The organism is Streptomyces sp. NPDC093065 (assembly GCF_044754585.1).
Taxonomy (GTDB): domain Bacteria; phylum Actinomycetota; class Actinomycetes; order Streptomycetales; family Streptomycetaceae; genus Streptomyces.
This window is the reverse complement of record NZ_JBIVPJ010000007.1, coordinates 262,042-279,869: the sequence shown is the minus strand read 5'-3', so window position 1 is coordinate 279,869 and position 17,828 is coordinate 262,042. Positions and strand designations below refer to the sequence as shown.

At 72.2% G+C, this 17,828-nt stretch carries 20 protein-coding genes; 9 read left to right on the top strand and 11 right to left on the bottom strand.

What is annotated here, in order from left to right; all coding sequences use genetic code 11:
- Positions 1–6 precede the first annotated feature (6 nt).
- From ACIQFU_RS15555 to ACIQFU_RS15545, 3 genes are all read right to left on the bottom strand, one after another.
- A complete protein-coding gene (locus ACIQFU_RS15555; RefSeq protein ID WP_402551814.1) occupies positions 7–795 on the bottom strand; it encodes an electron transfer flavoprotein subunit beta/FixA family protein in 789 nt (262 codons plus the stop codon).
- Between the two features lie 220 nt (positions 796–1,015).
- Entirely contained in the window at positions 1,016–1,525 is a 510-nt protein-coding gene (locus tag ACIQFU_RS15550) for a flavin reductase family protein (RefSeq protein WP_402551812.1), read from the bottom strand.
- 146 nt (positions 1,526–1,671) lie between these two features.
- Positions 1,672–2,019: a TlpA family protein disulfide reductase gene (locus ACIQFU_RS15545; protein WP_402551810.1), complete on the bottom strand. Its 348-nt coding sequence runs from the start codon at positions 2,017–2,019 to the stop codon at positions 1,672–1,674.
- 296 nt (positions 2,020–2,315) lie between these two features.
- On the opposite strand from ACIQFU_RS15545, the gene ACIQFU_RS15540 reads away from it, so the two are divergent.
- Entirely contained in the window at positions 2,316–3,044 is a 729-nt protein-coding gene (locus tag ACIQFU_RS15540; protein WP_402551808.1) for a lysophospholipid acyltransferase family protein, read from the top strand.
- 9 nt (positions 3,045–3,053) lie between these two features.
- Here ACIQFU_RS15540 and ACIQFU_RS15535 read toward each other — a convergent pair whose 3' ends face one another.
- From ACIQFU_RS15535 to ACIQFU_RS15520, 4 genes are all read right to left on the bottom strand, one after another.
- Positions 3,054–3,626 (bottom strand): transglutaminase domain-containing protein, encoded by a 573-nt coding sequence (locus ACIQFU_RS15535; protein ID WP_402551807.1) that lies wholly within the window; start codon positions 3,624–3,626, stop codon positions 3,054–3,056.
- Between the two features lie 87 nt (positions 3,627–3,713).
- Positions 3,714–4,784, bottom strand: coding sequence for a threonine aldolase family protein (locus ACIQFU_RS15530; protein WP_402551805.1), 1,071 nt, complete (start codon positions 4,782–4,784; stop codon positions 3,714–3,716).
- Positions 4,781–5,527: an SDR family NAD(P)-dependent oxidoreductase gene (locus ACIQFU_RS15525; protein WP_402551804.1), complete on the bottom strand. Its 747-nt coding sequence runs from the start codon at positions 5,525–5,527 to the stop codon at positions 4,781–4,783. The genes ACIQFU_RS15530 and ACIQFU_RS15525 overlap by 4 nt, the downstream gene beginning before the upstream one ends.
- Before the next feature lie 68 nt (positions 5,528–5,595).
- Positions 5,596–6,999, bottom strand: a complete 1,404-nt coding sequence (locus ACIQFU_RS15520; RefSeq protein ID WP_402551803.1) for a DUF6421 family protein — start codon at positions 6,997–6,999, stop codon at positions 5,596–5,598.
- Between the two features lie 227 nt (positions 7,000–7,226).
- On the opposite strand from ACIQFU_RS15520, the gene ACIQFU_RS15515 reads away from it, so the two are divergent.
- On the top strand, positions 7,227–7,910 hold the full coding sequence (locus ACIQFU_RS15515; protein WP_402551801.1) for a glycerophosphodiester phosphodiesterase: 684 nt from the start codon (positions 7,227–7,229) through the stop codon (positions 7,908–7,910).
- A gap of 42 nt (positions 7,911–7,952) precedes the next feature.
- On the opposite strand, the gene ACIQFU_RS15510 is transcribed toward ACIQFU_RS15515, so the two are convergent.
- Complete coding sequence (locus ACIQFU_RS15510; RefSeq protein WP_402551799.1) at positions 7,953–8,492, bottom strand: GNAT family N-acetyltransferase; 540 nt, start codon at positions 8,490–8,492, stop codon at positions 7,953–7,955.
- Positions 8,493–8,587: 95 nt separating this feature from the next.
- Here ACIQFU_RS15510 and ACIQFU_RS15505 point away from each other — a divergent pair, with 95 nt between their 5' ends.
- Both ACIQFU_RS15505 and ACIQFU_RS15500 read left to right on the top strand, forming a co-directional pair.
- Positions 8,588–8,980, top strand: coding sequence for a VOC family protein (locus tag ACIQFU_RS15505; RefSeq protein WP_402551798.1), 393 nt, complete (start codon positions 8,588–8,590; stop codon positions 8,978–8,980).
- A 120-nt stretch (positions 8,981–9,100) separates the two neighbouring features.
- Positions 9,101–9,865, top strand: coding sequence for a VOC family protein (locus ACIQFU_RS15500; protein WP_402551796.1), 765 nt, complete (start codon positions 9,101–9,103; stop codon positions 9,863–9,865).
- Positions 9,866–9,904: 39 nt separating this feature from the next.
- Here ACIQFU_RS15500 and ACIQFU_RS15495 read toward each other — a convergent pair whose 3' ends face one another.
- Positions 9,905–10,468 carry a MarR family winged helix-turn-helix transcriptional regulator gene (locus tag ACIQFU_RS15495; protein WP_402551795.1) on the bottom strand — a complete coding sequence of 188 codons (564 nt, stop codon included), beginning with the start codon at positions 10,466–10,468 and terminating at the stop codon, positions 9,905–9,907.
- Positions 10,465–12,153, bottom strand: coding sequence for an FUSC family protein (locus ACIQFU_RS15490; protein ID WP_402551793.1), 1,689 nt, complete (start codon positions 12,151–12,153; stop codon positions 10,465–10,467). The genes ACIQFU_RS15495 and ACIQFU_RS15490 overlap by 4 nt, the downstream gene beginning before the upstream one ends.
- Positions 12,154–12,352: 199 nt before the next feature.
- Between ACIQFU_RS15490 and ACIQFU_RS15485 the strand changes: the two genes are divergently transcribed.
- The 5 genes from ACIQFU_RS15485 (at position 12,353) to ACIQFU_RS15465 (ending at position 16,275) form a co-directional block, all read left to right on the top strand.
- On the top strand, positions 12,353–12,919 hold the full coding sequence (locus tag ACIQFU_RS15485) for a DUF5134 domain-containing protein (RefSeq protein ID WP_402551791.1): 567 nt from the start codon (positions 12,353–12,355) through the stop codon (positions 12,917–12,919).
- A 128-nt stretch (positions 12,920–13,047) separates the two neighbouring features.
- Positions 13,048–13,983 (top strand): M56 family metallopeptidase, encoded by a 936-nt coding sequence (locus tag ACIQFU_RS15480; RefSeq protein ID WP_402551790.1) that lies wholly within the window; start codon positions 13,048–13,050, stop codon positions 13,981–13,983.
- Positions 13,984–14,028: 45 nt separating this feature from the next.
- Positions 14,029–14,733 carry a phosphatase PAP2 family protein gene (locus tag ACIQFU_RS15475; protein ID WP_402551788.1) on the top strand — a complete coding sequence of 235 codons (705 nt, stop codon included), beginning with the start codon at positions 14,029–14,031 and terminating at the stop codon, positions 14,731–14,733.
- Positions 14,730–15,419: an HAD family hydrolase gene (locus ACIQFU_RS15470; protein WP_402551786.1), complete on the top strand. Its 690-nt coding sequence runs from the start codon at positions 14,730–14,732 to the stop codon at positions 15,417–15,419. Before ACIQFU_RS15475 ends, ACIQFU_RS15470 begins: the two co-directional genes overlap by 4 nt.
- Before the next feature lie 145 nt (positions 15,420–15,564).
- Positions 15,565–16,275, top strand: a complete 711-nt coding sequence (locus ACIQFU_RS15465; RefSeq protein WP_402551784.1) for a TetR/AcrR family transcriptional regulator — start codon at positions 15,565–15,567, stop codon at positions 16,273–16,275.
- Here the strand turns inward: ACIQFU_RS15465 and ACIQFU_RS15460 are convergent.
- Positions 16,263–17,765: an LVIVD repeat-containing protein gene (locus tag ACIQFU_RS15460; RefSeq protein ID WP_402551782.1), complete on the bottom strand. Its 1,503-nt coding sequence runs from the start codon at positions 17,763–17,765 to the stop codon at positions 16,263–16,265. The two genes, ACIQFU_RS15465 and ACIQFU_RS15460, sit on opposite strands and share 13 nt — an antisense overlap.
- Positions 17,766–17,828: the final 63 nt, after the last annotated feature.

The window sequence follows — 17,828 nt, the reverse complement described above, 5'->3', positions numbered from 1 at the left end:
AGGCGGTTACACGAACTTTCGCTCCGCGAGGAAGGCGGCGAGCTGCTTGCCGCCCTCGCCCTCGTCCTTGACGATCGTGCCCGCGGAGCGCGCCGGACGCTCGGTGGCCGACTCCACGACCGTGTAGGCGTTCTCCAGACCGACCTCGTCCTCGTCGACGTCGAGGTCGGACAGGTCCCAGGACTCCACCGGCTTCTTCTTGGCCGCCATGATGCCCTTGAAGGACGGGTACCGCGCCTCGCCCGACTGGTCGGTGACCGACACGACCGCCGGCAGCGACGCCTCCAGCTGCTCCGTGGCCGAGTCGCCGTCACGGCGGCCCTTCACGACGCCGCCCTCGACCGACACCTCGGACAGCAGCGTCACCTGCGGCACGCCCAGTCGCTCGGCCAGGAGCGCGGGCACGACGCCCATGGTGCCGTCGGTGGAGGCCATGCCGGAGACGACCAGGTCGTAGCCGGCCTTCTCGACGGCCTTGGCCAGGACCAGGGAGGTGCCGATGGCGTCGGTGCCGTGCAGGTCGTCGTCCTCGACGTGGATCGCCTTGTCCGCACCCATGGACAGCGCCTTGCGCAGCGCGTCCTTCGCGTCCTCGGGGCCCACCGTCAGAACGGTGATCTCCACGTCGTCGTCGGAATTCTCGGAGATCTGCAGCGCCTGCTCGACCGCGTACTCGTCCAGCTCGGAGAGCAGACCGTCCACGTCGTCCCGGTCGACGGTCAGGTCATCGGCGAAGTGCCGGTCGCCAGTGGCGTCGGGCACGTACTTCACAGTGACAACGATCCTCAAGCTCACGCCGGCTCTCCTACTGCGTCGACATTTCAGTGCTGCCTCTTGCAGGCAGCATAGGCGCCCCAAGCGGCCGATCCCGGTCGGGGCGACCTGCGCTCCGCCCGGAATATTACTCGTCAGTACACCCAGTCCCTGCCCGCTAAGCAAGCGCTTTGAACTGTGACCTTCGCAACGCAGCGTAACCGGAACTCGACGCCTTCGCAGAAGGCGTCCCGCTGACCGGTCAGTCGCGCAGACCGCGGTAACGCCCCTGGTGGTACAGCAGTGGCTCGCCGGCGCCCGCCGGGTCACCGAGGAGGACCTCCGCCAGCACGATCCGGTGGTCCCCCGCGGGCACCCGGCCGGCCACCCGGCACACCAGCCAGGCGAGCACGCCGTCCAGCAGCGGCACGCCCTCCGGCCCCTCCCGCCACGCGGTGGGAGCCGCGAAGCGGTCGGCGCCACTGCGGGCGAAGGTCGCCGCCAGCTCCTCCTGGTGCTCGCCGAGCAGGTGGACGCCGACGTGCTCGGCCCCGGACACCGCGGGCCAGCACGAGGAGCCGGTGCCGATACCGAAGGAGAGCAGCGCGGGACGGGCGGAGACGGAGGTGAGGGACGTGGCCGTGAAACCGGCCGGCCCGCCGGGGCCCCGCGCGGTGATCACGGCGACACCCGCAGCGTGCCGCCGGAAGACGGACCGCAGCAGGTCGTCGGTGGCGGGCCGCGGAGCGGCGAGGCCGGGGGTGACCGTCATACGGGGTGGTCCTTCTGCGTTGCGCCTCGGCCCCGGGAGCCCGGAGCGGGGCACGGGGGCGGGCTGGCGACGGGTGGCACACACAGTCAATTACGTCCCGGGATCTCGAAGCTGTGGAGAAGACCTCACCGCTCGCGTGGCGCTTGTCACACCGCCTCGCCCAGCGCGGCGATCACGTCCGCCGTGCGCGGCTGCCCGACGGCGCGCCGCACGACGCGGCCGCCGGCGTCCAGCACCAGCACGGTGGGGGTCTTGAGCACGTCGAGGGCGCGGACCAGTTCCAGCCGGTCCTCGGCGTCGATCTCGACGTGGGCGACACCGGGGACCATGCCGGCCACCTCGCCCAGCACCCGCCGGGTGGCCCGGCAGGGCGCGCAGAAGGCGCTGGAGAACTGTACGAGCGTGGCGCGGGCCCCGAGTTCCGCACCGAGGTCGGCCGCATCCAGCCGCCGGGCACCGGCACCGGACCGCCTGCCGTCGTCCTGCTCGCGCACCAGCGCGCCCCCGTTCCGCCGCCGTCGCGGCCGCCCTGGGCACGCGCACCCGCGTGCCGCCGATCCGGTTCTCGGAGGGTGCAGCGCTCCGGAGGCGGCCAGGATTCCCGCCGACCGTCGCGTTTCGGCCACGAAACGGCCGGGCGAGTGATGAGGATCTCTCCTCACACGGGCACCAAGGCTGGTACACCGGCCGTTCTTGGGGCACGATCGGCGACAAGCCGAAAACCTACGGCTGCGTAACTTTCGACTGGGAACCCCCTTCCCAGGCTGACAAGGAAGGGTCCGACCCGCCCATGGCAGAACTCGTCTACCGCCCGGTCATCGGTCTCGCCCGCACCATGTTCAAGGTGTGGGACCTCAAGATCGACTGCCGTGGTTCGGAGAACATCCCGCGCACGGGCGGCGCCGTACTGGTGAGCAACCACATCAGCTACCTGGACTTCATCTTCGACGGCCTGGCCGCGCTGCCGCAGAAGCGGCTGGTGCGCTTCATGGCGAAGGAGTCGGTCTTCCGGCACCGGATCTCCGGCCCGCTGATGCGCGGGATGAAGCACATCCCGGTGGACCGCAAGCAGGGCGAGGCGGCCTACGCGCACGCCCTCGACTCGCTGAAGTCCGGCGAGATCGTCGGGGTCTTCCCGGAGGCGACGATCTCCGAGTCGTTCACCCTGAAGAGCTTCAAGTCGGGGGCCGCGCGGCTCGCGCAGGAGGCGGGCGTCCCCCTGGTGCCGATGGCTCTGTGGGGCACCCAGCGCCTGTGGACCAAGGGCCACCCGCGCAACTTCAAGCGCAGCCACACCCCCATCACCATCCGGGTCGGCGAGGCGATGGAGGCCTCGCGCGAGCAGTACGCGGGCGCCATCACCCGGCGGCTGCGCGGGCGCGTGCAGGAGCTGCTGGAGGCGGCGCAGCGCGCCTATCCGGTGCGCCCCAAGGGGGCCGACGACACCTGGTGGATGCCGGCCCACCTCGGCGGCACGGCCCCGACGCCGGAGCAGCTGCGCACGGCCCAGGCTCACTGAGCCGGGTTCTCAGAGCGCGGCCGGGAGGCTCTGCCACAGCTGCGGGCGGTCGGCTGCCGCCTTGAGGACCTCCAGTACGGCCGGGTGCGGTGCGGCGTAGAGCTCCGGGTAGTCGGCCTCGCCCGCCGCGCGGTCCGGCGTGAAGGCCAGTTGCTCCCGCCCCAGGGAGAACCGCGCGTCCACGCCGGGCTTGTTCCCGCGCGGGTCCTGCCGGTGCCAGGCACCGTCCAGGCGTACGGCGATCAGACCGTGCACCACGTCGAACCGCTGGTAGCACAGTGCGGTGGGGATGTCCTCGGCCCGCAGCAGCGCGGCCAGCGCGTGGGCCTTGGCGTAGCAGATGCCGGTGCGCTGCTCCAGCACGTCCGAGGCGCGCCAGGTGACGCGCGGGTCCCCGGAGTCCTGTGAGTGCGGGATGGTGTCGCGCACGAACTCGAACGACAGCCGCGCATAGGCATACGAGTCCTCCGCCTCCTTGGCGAGCCGTCCGGCCACCTCCCGTACGCGCGGGTGATCGTGGTCGACGGCCTCGTCGGCAGCCAGATAGGCGGACAGGTCAGGGGTTGTCTGGATCAGCTCCATGGCCGCAGAGCATAGGAAAGCGATCACCCGTCAGTCAATGACTTTTCAGGTGATCGCATACCTATGCATCACTCGAATCCGACCCCGTCAGCGCGCCATCTCCTCCTTGAGGGCGGCCACGAACGCGTCGACGTCGTCCTCGGTGGTGTCGAAGGCGCACATCCAGCGCACGTCTCCGGCGGCCTCGTCCCAGAAGTAGAAGCGGAACCGCTTCTGCAGGCGCTCGCTCACCTCGTGCGGCAGCCGGGCGAAGACCGCGTTGGCCTGCACCGGGTAGAGGATCTCGACGCCGTGCACGGCCCGCACGCCCTCGGCCAGGCGCTGGGCCATCTCGTTGGAGTGCCTGGCGTTGCGCAGCCACAGGTCCTTGGCGAGCAGCGCCTCCAACTGGACGGAGACGAAGCGCATCTTGGAGGCGAGCTGCATGGAGAGCTTGCGCAGGTGCTTCATGTGGCGCACCGCGTCCCGGTTCAGCACCACGACCGCCTCGCCGAACAGGGCGCCGTTCTTGGTACCGCCGAGGGAGAGGAGGTCGACGCCGACCGCGTTGGTGAACGTGCGCATGGGCACGTTCAGGGAGGCGGCGGCGTTGGCTATCCGGGAGCCGTCCAGGTGCACCCTCATGCCGTGCGCGTGGGCGTGCTCGCAGACGGCGCGGATCTCGTCGGGCGTGTAGAGGGTGCCCAGCTCGGTGCTCTGCGTGATCGACACGACCTGCGGCATCGCCCGGTGCTCGTCGTCCCAGCCGTAGGCCTGCCGGTCGATCAGGTCGGGCGTGAGCTTGCCGTCGGGGGTGGGGACGGTGAGCAGCTTGAGGCCGCCCATGCGCTCGGGGGCGCCGCCCTCGTCGACGTTGATGTGCGCGCTCTCGGCGCAGATCACCGCTCCCCAGCGGTCCGTGACCGCCTGGAGCGCGACCACGTTGGCGCCGGTGCCGTTGAACACCGGGAACGCCTCGGCGCCGGAGCCGAAGTGGCTGCGGATCACGCGCTGGAGGTTCCCGGTGTAGTCGTCCTCACCGTACGCGACCTGGTGTCCGCCGTTGGCCAGCGCGAGGGCGGCGAGCACCTCGGGGTGGGCCCCTGCGTAGTTGTCGCTGGCGAAACCGCGGACCTCGGGGTCGTGATGGCGACGCGCGTCGGTCTTCGGGGGGTTCACGGCTTCTCGGTCAGCCACAGGCGGTTTCCGTTCACTTCCGCGGCGGGCTTGTCCCAGACGCCGGCGACGGCCTCGGCGAGGTCACGCACGTCCGTGAAGCCCGCGAACTTCGCGTTGGGGCGCTCGGCGCGCATCGCGTCGTGCACCAACGCCTTGACCACCAGGATCGCAGCCGCCGACGTCGGCCCCTGCTCGCCCCCCGCCTTGCGGAAGTAGTCCGCCATGGCCAGCGTCCACGCCTCGGCGGCGGCCTTGGCGGCGGAGTAGGCGGCGTTGCCGGCGGTCGGCTGCGACGCGCCCGCGGCGCTGATCAGGACGTAGCGGCCGCGGTCGCTGCGCTGAAGCGCCTCGTGGAAGGCGAGGGAGGTGTGCTGCGCGGTGCGGACGAGCAGCTTCTCCAGGAGGTCCCAGTCACCGAGTTCGGTCTTGGTGAAGGACTTGCTGCCGCGCCAGCCGCCCACGAGGTGGACCATGCCGTCGACGTGGCCGAACTCCTTCTCGGTGCGGTCGGCCCAGGCCCGGGTGGAGTCCAGGTCCAGCAGGTCGACGGTCTCGCCAGTGACGGTGGCGCCGCCGTGTGCGTAGCGCGCCGCGTCCACCGCCTCGGCCAGCCGCTCCGGGTCGTTGTCCGCGCCGACGACGGTCGCACCCGCCTCGGCGAGCCGCAGCAGCGCGGCCCGTCCGGCGGGTCCGCCCGCCCCTGCCACCGCGATCACCGCGCCGTCGAGCGCCCCGTTCCCCATGATCCTCGCCTCCCGAGCCTGCTGAGCCTGTGTCTGCCGTACGTGTTCGGGCGTGCCGCCGCCCTCGCTCACGCGGCGGCCCGCTCGGCACCGTCCGTGGCCGCGGTGATGCCCCGGGTGGCGGCGATCACCTTCTTGAGCTTCTTGGACAATGCCTCATAGAACATGCTCAGCGGAAACTCGTCGGGAAGCACGTCATCGACGAGTTTGCGCGGCGGCAGGGTCAGGTCCAGGGCGTCGGGGCCCTTGGCCCACTTGGAGCCCGGGTGCGGGGCGAGGTAGGTGGAGACCAGCTCGTAGCCGGCGAACCAGTGGACGATCTTGGGGCGGTCGATGCCGTCGCGGTAGAGCTTCTCGATCTCGGCGCACAGCTGATTGGTGACCTGCGGGGCGCGCTGCCAGTCGATGAAGAGCTTGTTGTCGGTCCAGCGGACGACGTCGTGCTTGTGCAGGTAGGCGAAGAGGAGCTGGCCGCCGAGGCCGTCGTAGTTGCGTACGCGCTCGCCGGTCACCGGGAAGCGGAACATGCGGTCGAAGAGCACCGCGTACTGCACGTCGCGGGCCTGCGGGACGCCGTCGGCCTCCAGCTTCACCGCCTCCCTGAAGGCGGTGAGGTCGCAGCGCAGTTCCTCCAGGCCGTACATCCAGAACGGCTGGCGCTGTTTGATCATGAACGGGTCGAAGGGCAGGTCGCCGTGGCTGTGGGTGCGGTCGTGGACCATGTCCCACAGCACGAACGCCTCCTCGCAGCGCTTCTGGTCGTGGACCATCGCGGCGACGTCCTCGGGCAGTTCGAGGCCCAGCAGGTCCACGGCGGCCTCGGTGACGCGGCGGAAGCGGGCGGCCTCGCGGTCGCAGAAGATGCCGCCCCAGGAGAAGCGCTCGGGGGCCTCGCGCACGGCGATGGTCTCGGGGAAGAGGACGGCCGAGTTGGTGTCGTAGCCGGCCGTGAAGTCCTCGAAGGTGATGCCGCAGAACAGCGGGTTGTCGTAGCGGGTGCGCTCCAGTTCGGCCAGCCAGTCGGGCCAGACCATGCGCAGCACGACCGCTTCGAGGTTGCGGTCCGGGTTGCCGTTCTGCGTGTACATCGGGAAGACGACCAGGTGCTGGAGGCCGTCCGCGCGGTTCGCGGCGGGCTGGAAGGCCAGCAGCGAGTCGAGGAAGTCGGGCACCTGGAAGCCGTCGTCGGCCCAGCGGCCGAGATCGGTCACCAGGGCCTCGTGGTAGGCGCGGTCGTGCGGGAGGAGCGGGGACAGCTCCCGCACGGCCTCGATGACACGGCGTGCGGCGTCCTCGGCGGTGGCCCGCTCCGGGGCGCCTTCGGCGTCGAAGTCGATCGACCCGTCCTTGGACTGCCATGGCCGGATCCGCTCCACGGCATCCTTGAGCACGGGCCACGCCGGGTGCTCGACCACCCTGCTCGCCGGAGGAACATCGCCCTCCACACCCACCTGCACAAGAATTTCCGTCATGTCCCATCCTCCACGGGAGAAGCTAGCGTGACGACACCGTAGCCATACGACGTTTCTCCAATCAAGGGGTGGCTCCGTAAATTATCCTGCCTCACCCCGGACTTCGCCGCATTTTTTCCTGTCGAGCGCCGGATTCGTATACCCGGCGCGGCACGGGGGAAACGGTCCGGCAGGGCCGTTAGGCTGCCGCCCTGCCCACGCCGACGTCGACGGAAGCGAGTCGAGCCTTGAACTTCCTCACCATCGGTCACCGCGGAGCGATGGGTGTCGAACCCGAGAACACCCTGCGCTCCTTCGTCGCCGCCGAGCAGGCCGGCCTCGACGTCGTCGAACTGGACCTGCATCTGAGCAAGGACGGCGCTCTCGTCGTCATGCACGACGCCGACGTGGACCGCACCACCGACGGCACCGGCGCGATCGCCGACAAGACGCTGGAGGAGCTGCGCGCCCTGGACGCCGGGCGCGGGGAGCGGATCCCGGTCTTCGAGGAGGCGCTGGACGCCGTCTCGGTACCGTTGCAGGCCGAGATCAAGGACGCGGCGGCCGCGCGCGTCCTCGCCGAGGTGATGCTCCGCCGGGACCTGGTCGACCGGGTGGAGGTGATCTCGTTCCACGACGAGGCCCTCGTCGAGATCGCCCGCCTGGTGCCGGGGGTGCGGACCGCGCTGGTCGCGCAGTACTACGGCCCCGAGGTCGTGGACCGCGCCGTGGAGGCGGGCGCCCGGACCCTGTGCCTCGACATCAACAGGATCACGCTGGAGATCGTGAAGAAGGCCCGCAAGGCGGGACTGCGGGTCTTCTCCTGGACCGTGAACACCCAGGACCACCTGCGCCTGGTGCGCGCCCTGGGCCTGGACGGCGCGACGACCGACTACCCGGAGATCAAACGCACCGGCCGCTTCACCGCCTGAGTCGCCTGAGTCGCCTGAGTCGCCCGAGCGGCCAACGGCGCGTCACACCAGCGGCTTGACCAGCAGCTCGAACTCGAGGTCGTCGCGCTGCGGGACACCGAAGCGCTCGTCGCCGTACGGGAAGGGGGTCATCCTTCCCGTACGGCGGTAGCCGCGGCGCTCGTACCAGGCGATCAGGTCCTCGCGCACGGAGATCACGGTCATGTGCATCTCCGTCACGCCCCACGTCTCGCGGGCCTGCCGCTCGGCCTCCGCGATGATCGTCTTGCCCAGTCCCTCCCCCTGGAGCGCCGGGCTGACGGCGAACATCCCGAAGTAGGCGTGCGCCCCCCGGTGCTCGAGCTGGCAGCAGGCCACGATCCCGCCGTCCCGCTCCACCGTCAGCAGGCGGCTGTCCGGCGCCTCGACGACGTCCAGCACGCCCTGCGGGTCGGTGCGCTGCCCCTGCAGGATGTCCGCCTCGGTGGTCCACCCGGCCCGGCTGGTCTCGCCCCGGTACGCGGACTCTATGAGCGCGACGAGCGCGTCCACGTCGGCGCCGGTGGCGTCACGGTAGGTCAGTGGGCTGGCGGCGGTGTCCATGGTGGGCGTCTCCGGTTCGTTCTCGGGCGGTGCGGGTCGGGGCGCGGCACCGATGAGCGTAACGCCGTCGGTGGTCGCCACTAGTGTCGGGACGCATGGTGCATGTACTCGGCAGCAGGACCCTCCTCCGCCCCACCGACCCCGACCGCTCCCGCGCCTTCTACGGCGAGCAGCTCGGCCTCGCCGTCCACCGGGAGTTCGGCACGGGCCCGGAGCGGGGCACCGTCTACTTCCTCGGCGGCGGTTTCCTGGAGGTCTCCGGGCGCTCCGACGCCCCCGTCACCCCCGGGCTCGCCCTGTGGCTCCAGGTCGAGGACGCGGCGGCGGCCCACGCGGAGCTGCGCGCCAAGGGAGTCGCGATCGTGCGGCCGCCGGTCAAGGAGCCGTGGGGCCTGGTGGAGATGTGGATCGCGGACCCGGACGGCGTCCGGATCGTGCTGGTGGAGGTGCCCGCGGAGCATCCGCTGCGCTACCGCCCCGGCATCTGAGCCGCAGGCGAGGTCCGCGGGCGGGGCGCTTACGCGCCGGATGGCCGCGGCCGGGGCCCGGCCTTAGCGTGCTGGAGGGGGACGGACGGTCTGCTGCCCCGGCGGAAGGACGCCACCACGATGAAGCTCCACGAACCGGTGACCGGCGGGCCCTGCTGGGCGGAGCTCGGGACCACCGACCTGGAAGCGGCCAAGCGGTTCTACACCAAGCTGTTCGGCTGGTTCCCCGAGACGGACCCGCGCAAGCAGGCGGGCGGCTACACGATCGCCCGGATCGACGACGCGGCGGTCGCCGCCCTGACCCCGCTGTACCAGCCGGGGCAGCCGGTCGCGTGGCACGTGTCCTTCGCCGTGCGCGACGCGGACGCGGCCGTACGGCAGGTGACTGCGGCGGGCGGTGCGGCTCTCCAGGGGCCCACGGACGTCTTCGACTCGGGCCGCTTCGTGGTGGCCGCCGATCCGACCGGGGCGGTGTTCCAGCTGTGGCAGGGGCGTTCCTTCCCCGGGGCCGGGCTGTTCAACGCGCCCGGCTCGCTGGGCTGGGTGGAGCTGCTGACCAGGGAACCCGACCGGGCGGCCGACTTCTACGAGACGGTGTTCGGCTGGAGCGTCACCCCCTCGCAGAGCTATCCGCAGTGGGGCATCGGCGGAGCGGACTTCGGCGGCATGGTGACGATGGACGAGAAGTTCCCGCACGAGGTGCCGGCGCACTGGCTGCCGTACTTCGCGGTGGCGGACGTGAACACCGTCGCGGTCGACACCACCGACGGCGGCGGCACGGTGCTCATGGAGCCGACCTCCGTGCCCGACGGGCCGCGCATCGCGGTCCTGCGGGACCCGCAGGGCGCGATGTTCGGCGTGTACCGGGCGGGCGACGAGCGCTGACCCGCCCGGCGACCGCCGCCGTCCTGCGCCGAGGGCCGATCAGACCCGCAGCGCGTCCAGGCGGCCCTCCAGCTGGCCCAGCAGCCCGCCCAGGAGCGCCGCGAGCTCGCCCTGCCGGGGTCCGTCGACGCCGGACAGGACGGCGGACTCGTAGGCGAGCTGTTCCGGCAGGATGCCGTCGACGAGATCGCGTCCGGTGTCCGTGAGGCGGAGGTGGGCGACCCTGCGGTCCCGGGTGTCGCCGCGCCGCTCGACGAGGCCGCGTTCGGTGAGCTGCTTGAGGCGCTTGGTGACGGCGGCGCCGGAGGAGAAGGTCTCCCGCGCCAGCTCGCCCGGTGTCAGCTCGTGTCCGGTGCGGCGCAGCGCGCCGAGCAGGTCGAACTCGGCGCGGCTGAGGCCCGCCCGGCGCAGCGGGGCGTCCTCGGCCTGCTGGAGGAGGGCGGCGCAGCGGTTGATGCGGCCGATGATCTCCATCGGTCCGGTGTCCAGGTCCGGGCGGACGGCACGCCACTGGCGTACGACGGCGGCCACGGTGTCCCCGCCGGGCCCCGTCCTGCCGTCACCGGCTCCCGCGTCGTGGGCTCCCCCGTCGGTTGCGGTCATGGCCGTACGTCCTCCGTTCTCGTGCCCGTGTCCCGGTCCGGACGCGCTGCCTGGCGTCGCACCGCCTCGGCGAGCGTACGGTGTCCGGACTGCTCGGCGAGCACGACCCTCTCCTGGGGCAGGGCGCGTCCCCACCATTCACCGGCCGCACCGTCGGCGGTGGCCCGCAGGTCGGTCAGCGCGGCGGCCAGGGACCGGCGGGCGGCCTCCAGCGCGCCGGGGCCGGGGGCGGGCTCCGCGAGGAGGCGGGCGGCGCGCTCCCGGGCCCGGTCGGCCGCGGTCACCGCCTGTTCGACGCGGTTCCCCGCGCGCCGGTTGGTGACGACGACGGCGGCGAGGAAGCCGACCAGGGCCCCGACGAGGGTGTCCACGGCCCGCTCGGTCATCAGGTCGCCGGGGGCCTGGTAGCCGGCGAACTCGGTGACGAGCAGGGCCATCGGGGTCACGCAGACGCTGCCGAGCCAGTAGTTGCGGGTGATGAGGGCCTCGGCGCCGAAGTTGAGGGCGAGGCAGCACAGGACGAGGAGCGCCTGCCCGAGGTGCGCGAGCGGGGCTATGGCGGCGAAGAGCAGCACGCCGGCGAGGTTGCCGACCACGCGCTGCACGGCCCTGCTCCAGGTCAGGGTGATGTTGGCCTGGTAGAGCGCGGCGGCGGTGACCAGGGCCCAGTAGGGGCGGCCGATGCCGAGGGCGAGGGAGGCGTAGCCGGCCAGCGCGCAGCCGAGGGCGGTGCGCACGGCGATCGGGGTCAGTGGGCCGAGCCGCCGCCACAGGGGCGCGGGGCGGGCGGCGAGTTCGGCGTCGACGCCGAGGAGTTCGTCGGTGTCCGCCGGGGCGTCGCCGGTGCGGGGGATGCGGCCGCCGCCGCGCAGTGCGTGGGCCCAGGCGCGCAGCCGCTCGGGGTCGGTGTCGGCGGGGGCGGCCAGTGCGACCTCGGCGCGGACGACGAGGCGTTCCAGGGCGTGCCGGGTGGTGGCGCGGGTCCCCGTCGCGGGCAGGGACAGCAGCGTCTGCCAGGCGGCCTGCACGGCGGCGTACCCGGCGGCGCGGGCGGAGGCGTGGCCGTCGGCGGTGCCGCGGGTGGCGGCGTACGCGGCGGCGGCGTTCAGGGCCTGGGCGGTGGCCCGGCGTTCCGGTCCGTGCGGACGGACCAGGGCGGGTGCCATGCCGACGAGCCAGGCCCAGACGCCCGCGGCGGCGGCCAGCGCCAGGTGTCCGGGGACCTGGGCGAGGGTCTGCGGGGCGAAGAGGGCGGCGGAGCTGATGAAGGTCGGGATCACGTTGCCCGGTGGGCCGACACGGCTGGCGTCGCACAGCACCTTCTGCACGGCGGCCAGCAGGGCGCCGACGGTGACGAGGACGACGGCGTCGCGGGTGAGCGAGGCGGTGACCAGGGCGACGGCGACGCCGCCGAGCATGCCGAGCACCACCCACGCCAGGGTGCGGGCGCGGGCGGCGTAGGGACGGTTGTGGGCGTAGAGCGCGCACAGGGACCCGGCCATCGTGTACATCGCCAGGTCCAGCCGGCCGAAGGCCAGCAGGAGCAGGTTGGGAGGGGCGACGGCGGCGACCGAACTCAGGGCGGGCTTGAACCAGATCTCCGAGGGACGGCGCAGGCGCAGCACGCCCGCCAGGGACAGACGTCGGGCCGGTGAGGCGCCGGGGGTGGGGGTCGCACTGCTCATGACTACGAGATTAACAAGTGTTTTACCTGTAAATCAAATACCGGCTTCAGTTCGCCCACCTCACCGACCAGCGACGACACACCCCGGCGCGGGCGCGCGCTCCCCCGAATGCCCCCGCGTACCCCCTTGCGCTCGCGTGCGCGCCGCATCGGCCGGGCAGTTCTTGACGGACCGTGGACCGCGGAACGGGGAGGTGCGTGTGCACGGACCGGCGTCGTCCGGATGGCTGCTGGTCGCGCTGTGCGCGGCGACCGGCGTCTACTGCCTGCTGCGGATGCGCAGCGGTGTCGAGGAACAGCGCAGCGCGGCGGGCGGTGAGGCGCTCATGGGGTTCGGCATGGCGGCCATGGCCGTGCCCGCGGCGGTGTTCACCCCGCCGGCCTGGGTCTGGCCGGCCTACGCGGTGGTGTTCGGGGCCGCGGGCCTGCGGGCCCTGTGGGCGGCCCGGTCCGGGCGCCACCATCTGCACCACCTCGTGGGCGCCGCCGCGATGGTCTACATGGCGACGGTGATGACCGGCTCCCCGGCCCACGCGCACGCACACGGCACGTCCGGCACACCGGTGCTGACGGGGGCGCTGCTGCTCTACTTCACGGGATACGTCCTGCTCACCGGCGTACGCCTGATACCCGTCGTGGCGGTGGCCGGGGGCGGCACGGGGACCGCCGGCCGCCCGGCGGCCGGCTGGGGCGACCGGCCGGAGCTGGCGCGGGCCTGCCGCCTCTCCATGGCGATCGGGATGCTGGCCATGCTGCTGCCGCTGTGACGCCGCCGGCCGGGACCCGGCGGTCCCGGGGTCCGGGCTGCCCGGGGTTCGCCGTGCGCAGTCGTTGCCTGCGTCACTTTGCGCCTCGGGCCGCACTGCCGACGGAGCGGCGCTCATAGGCTGCACCCATGATTCTCCCCGCGGCACTGCTGCTGCTCGGCGCGCTGACCGCCGTGCTCGCCCCCGGGCTGCTCGCCCGGGCCGACTGGCCCGATCGCGAACCGGTGGTCGCGCTGTGGGTCTGGCAGTGCGTGGTGGCGGCGGTGATCGTGTGCTGCGCGCTGTCGATGACGTTGAGCGCGGCGGCGGCCTGGCACGCGGTCGGCGGACCCGTCTTCGCGACCGCCCCCGGCCCGGTGGTCGAGGCCTACGCGCTGGGCACGTCCGGCCTCTGGGCGGACACGACCGCCGTCACGCTGGCCTGCGGTGGACTGTGGAGCGTCGCGATGCTGGCCCGGGAGGTCGTACGGGCCCGCTCCCGGCGCCGGCTGCGCCGGGCGGAGCTGAGGCATCGCGCCCCGCTGCTCCCCGGCGAGGAGCCCGGCCCGGGACGGCTCGTCGTGCTGGAGGGCGAGCGGCCGGACGCCTGGTGGCTGCCCGGCACTCCCCCGCAGCTGGTGGTCACCACCGCGGCGCTGCGCCGCCTCCAGGGCCGGCAGCTGGACGCGGTCCTCGCCCACGAGAAGGGGCACGCGCAGGCGCGGCACGACTGGCTGCTGAACTGCTCCACCGCGCTGGCGGACGGTTTCCCGCAGGTTCCGGTTTTCGCGGCCTTCCGCGACGAGATGCACCGCCTGGTCGAACTCGCCGCCGACGACGTGGCCTCCCGCCGCTTCGGCCGGCTGACGACCGCCCTGGCCCTGGTCGAACTCAACGAGGACCGCGGCGTCTTCGGCCCGTGCCCGACCGCGCAGGCCCACGTCCCGCAGCGGGTCCACCGCCTGCTCACCCCGCCCAACCGGCTGACCGCGGGCCGGAGGCTGCGGCTGACGGCCGCTGCGGCACTGGTGCCTGCGGTGCCGGTCCTGGTGGCCTTCGCACCGGGGCTGCGGGCGCTGGGCTAGCCGGGGAACTGGCCCCGGAACCACCGGTTCGGCGAGTATCGCAGCATGCAGACGCCGCCGGTCGACTCCCCGCCCGCCCCGCCGCAGCCGCGCACCGCGCTCCGCGTCGGCTGGGTGCTGTCCGTGTGCTCCGCGCTCCTGCTCACCCTGGTGGCCGTCGAGTGGCACCCGCTGATGGACCTCGACGACGACATCGCCGGCACGACCCACCGCTGGGCCGTCGACGAGGGCGGCGTCACCCACGCCGTGCGGATCCTCAGCGACTGGGTGTGGGACACCTGGACGATGCGTCTGCTGTGTGCGGTGGTGGTGCTGTGGCTGTGGTGGCGCAGGGCGGACCGGTGGACGGCTGTGTGGCTGGGGGCGACCTGCCTGCTGGGCAGCCTTCTGCAGCAGGTTCTGAAGGCGGCGGTGGACCGTCCCCGCCCGGCCTGGCCCGACCCCGTGGACTCCGCGAAGTACGCGGCCTTCCCCTCCGGGCACGCCATGACCGCGACGTTCGTGTGCGGCCTGCTGGTGTGGCTGCTGCACCGCTACGGCGCCGGCCGCCGTCTGCGCCGGGCCGGCCTCGCCGTCGCGGTGGTCTCGGTGGCCGGGGTCGGCGTGACCCGCGTGTGGCTCGGCGTCCACTGGGCCACGGACGTCCTCGGCGGCTGGCTCCTGGGCGCCCTGGTCGTGGCGCTCGCGGTACTGGTGCACCGGCGCCGGCATCCCATGAGCCCCGTCGGACCCCTAGGATCCGGCCCATGACCGCCGTGCTGTTCGACTTCTCCGGGACCCTGTTCCGCATCGAATCCACCCGAGCCTGGCTGCGCGCGGCCCTCGCCGACGCCGGACTCGACCTCCCCGCACCGGCGTTGGCCGAGACGGCCCAGGCTCTCACGCGAGCGGGGGCGCTGCCCGGCGGTGCACTGCCGCTGCGGGTGCCGGAGGAACTCGCCGAGGTGTGGGAGACCCGCGACCAGAGTTCCGCGCTGCACCGGGCCGCGTACACCGGCCTCTCCCGGCAGGTGCCGCTGCCGGACCCGGGCCTCCACGACGCGCTGTACGAGCGGCACATGTCGCCGGACGCGTGGCGTCCCTACGCCGACGCCGCCGAGGTGCTGAGCACGTTGCGGGAGCGCGGGATCGCCGTGGGGGTGGTGAGCAACATCGGCTGGGACCTGCGGCCGGTCTTCCGCGAGCACGGCCTCGACCGGTTCGTGGACACCTACGTCCTGTCGTACGAGCACGGCATCCGCAAACCCGACCCCCGGCTGTTCGGCGTCGCCTGCGCGGCGCTGGGCGTGGAACCGGGGCGGACGCTGATGGTCGGCGACGACCGCGGGGCGGACGGCGGTGCTGCGGCGCTCGGCTGCGGGGTGCACTTCGTCGACCACTTGCCGGTGGCCGAGCGTCCGGCGGGACTGCGGCCGGTGCTGGACCTGGTCACGTAGCCCGAGGCAACCAGTGAATGATGCCGTCCGCCTCGGACGATCCCCCGTGTCGCCCGAGGCAGACGGTCGCCGGAGCGGACCCCGGAGGCCCGTCCGCCTGCGCCGAGTATAGTTGGCTGCCAGCCAGTCAACGCAGGAGTACAGCATGTCCCCGCGCAGCGCCTCGGTCAATGAAGAATTGCGGCGGCGCTCGAAGGAGCGTCTGCTGCAGGCCGCGGTGGAGCTCGTGGGCGAGCGCGGGTACGACGCGACGACGCTCGGCGACATCGCGGACCGGGCGGGCTCGGCGCGCGGACTCGTGTCGTACTACTTCCCCGGCAAACGCCAGCTGGTGCAGTCCGCCGTGCACCGGTTGATGCACCGCACCCTGGAGGAGGCGCTGGAGCGCGAGCCGGGCACCGCCGAGGGGCGGGAGCGGCTGGCGCGGGCCATCGACGCGATCCTCGGACTGGCCAGGGACCGGCCGGTGCTCATGCGCCAGCACATGGCGGGACTGCTCCAGACCGAGGTGGGTTTCGTGCCGTGCCCGGAACAGCGCCGGCTGGCGGAGCTGCTGCGGGACACCGTGGCCCGGCACGGCTCGCAGGACGTCGACCGCGACTACCCGATGCTGCGCGCCCAGCTGATGGGCGCCGTCTTCGCGGCTCTCGTGCCCGGGGTGCCGATGCCGGTGCCCGAGCTGCGCGCCGAGTTGTTCGAGCGCTACCGGCTGGACTGGAGGCTCGGTGTCCCGCCGGACGCCGAGGCGCCCGGCGGGACGTCGTGCGACCCCGACCTGTCGCGGTTCTTCGCGACCGGTGTACCGGATCAGCCGGACCGGCCCGACCGGACGGACCGGGCCGCTCAGTCGAAGTAGTCCGGCTGCGTCTGCGTGTTGAGCTCCCGCAGACGGACCCGCTCGGCCGGGTCGGTGCGCCGGTCGCTGAGCTTGAGGACGTCGAAGCCCTTGGCGATGTCGTTCGAGTAGATGTAGCCGTTGTAGTAGTACGCCGACCAGGAACCGCCGGTGGTCATCCTGTCGGTGCTCAGCGGGCCCCGCTCGAAGTAGGCGATCTCCCTGGGCCGCGAGGAGTTGGTGAACTCCCAGACGGAGACGCCGCCCTGGTACCAGGCCTGGACCATGATGTCCTTGCCCTTGACCGGGATCAGCGAACCGTTGTGTGCCACGCAGTTCTCGGTGTCCGCCTGGTGGCGCGGGATCTTGAAGTAGCTGCGGAAGACCAGCCTGCGGTGATCACCCCGGCCGACGATGTCGTAGATGCCGTCGGCGCCGCGGTTCGGGCCGATCTCCGCGTTGCAGGTGGCGGCGCCGCCACCGCCCAGCTCGTCGGTGAAGACGACCTTGTTCGCCTTCTGGTTGAAGGTCGCCGAGTGCCAGAACGCGAAGTTCACGTTGTCCTGGACACGGTCGATGACCTTCGGGTGCTCGGGGTCCTTGATGGAGAACAGGATGCCGTCGCCCATGCAGGCACCCGCCGCGAGGTCCTCGGAGGGCAGCACGGTGATGTCGTGGCAGCCGGTGGTCTTGGACACACCGGGGTTGGTGGGCCCGCCCGGGTTGCCGCCGCCGTCGGGACCCTCACCGGGGAACAGCACGGGGAAGCCCACGAGGGCCGCCCGCTCGGGTGCCTTGCGCGGCACCTTGATCACGGAGATCCCGTCGTGCGGCGGCTGGCAGTCGGGGTAGGCGGCGTTCGGCGAGTACGAGGAGACGTAGATGTAGACGTTGTTGCGCTCGGGCACCAGCGTGTGGGTGTGCGAACCGCAGGCCGTCTCCACCGCGGCGACGTACTTCGGGTTCCGCTTGTCGCTGATGTCGAAGACCTTCATGCCCTCCCAGGAGGACTTCTCGGTCGCGGGCTGTGTGGTGCTGTTGCAACTGCTGTCGCTGCGCGAGGAGTCGGTCGACAGGAACAGCAGGTTCCCGGAGACCGAGATGTCGTTCTGCGAGCCGGGACACAGCACCTGGGCGACGGTCTTGGGCTTCTTCGGGTTCTTGATGTCGAAGATGCGGAAACCGTCGTAGTTCCCGGCGAAGGCGTACCGGCCCTGGAAGGCCAGGTCCGTGTTGAAGTCGGACAGCGCGTCCTTGGGGATGTTGGTCAGATGCTCGATGTTGCCGGAATGGACTGTCTCGTCCTGACCGGGTATCTCGCCGCTCTCGATGGCGTCGCGCACCTCTGCGAGCGCGCTCTTGGACACGTCCTTCGACGTGGCCGGAGTGTCCCCGGGGTCGGGGGTGGCGACGGCCGGGCCGGCGGTCAGCAGGGCGGACAGGAGTCCGGCGGCCGCAGCCGCCACCCCCAGCCGTCTGCGCCGCGCTCGCGGGTCGTTCAACAGGGTCACTGTTTCCTCCCAACGTCCGTTCCCGTTGGAACGGTTCACGCTTCCGGCAGTATCGTCGTCGCC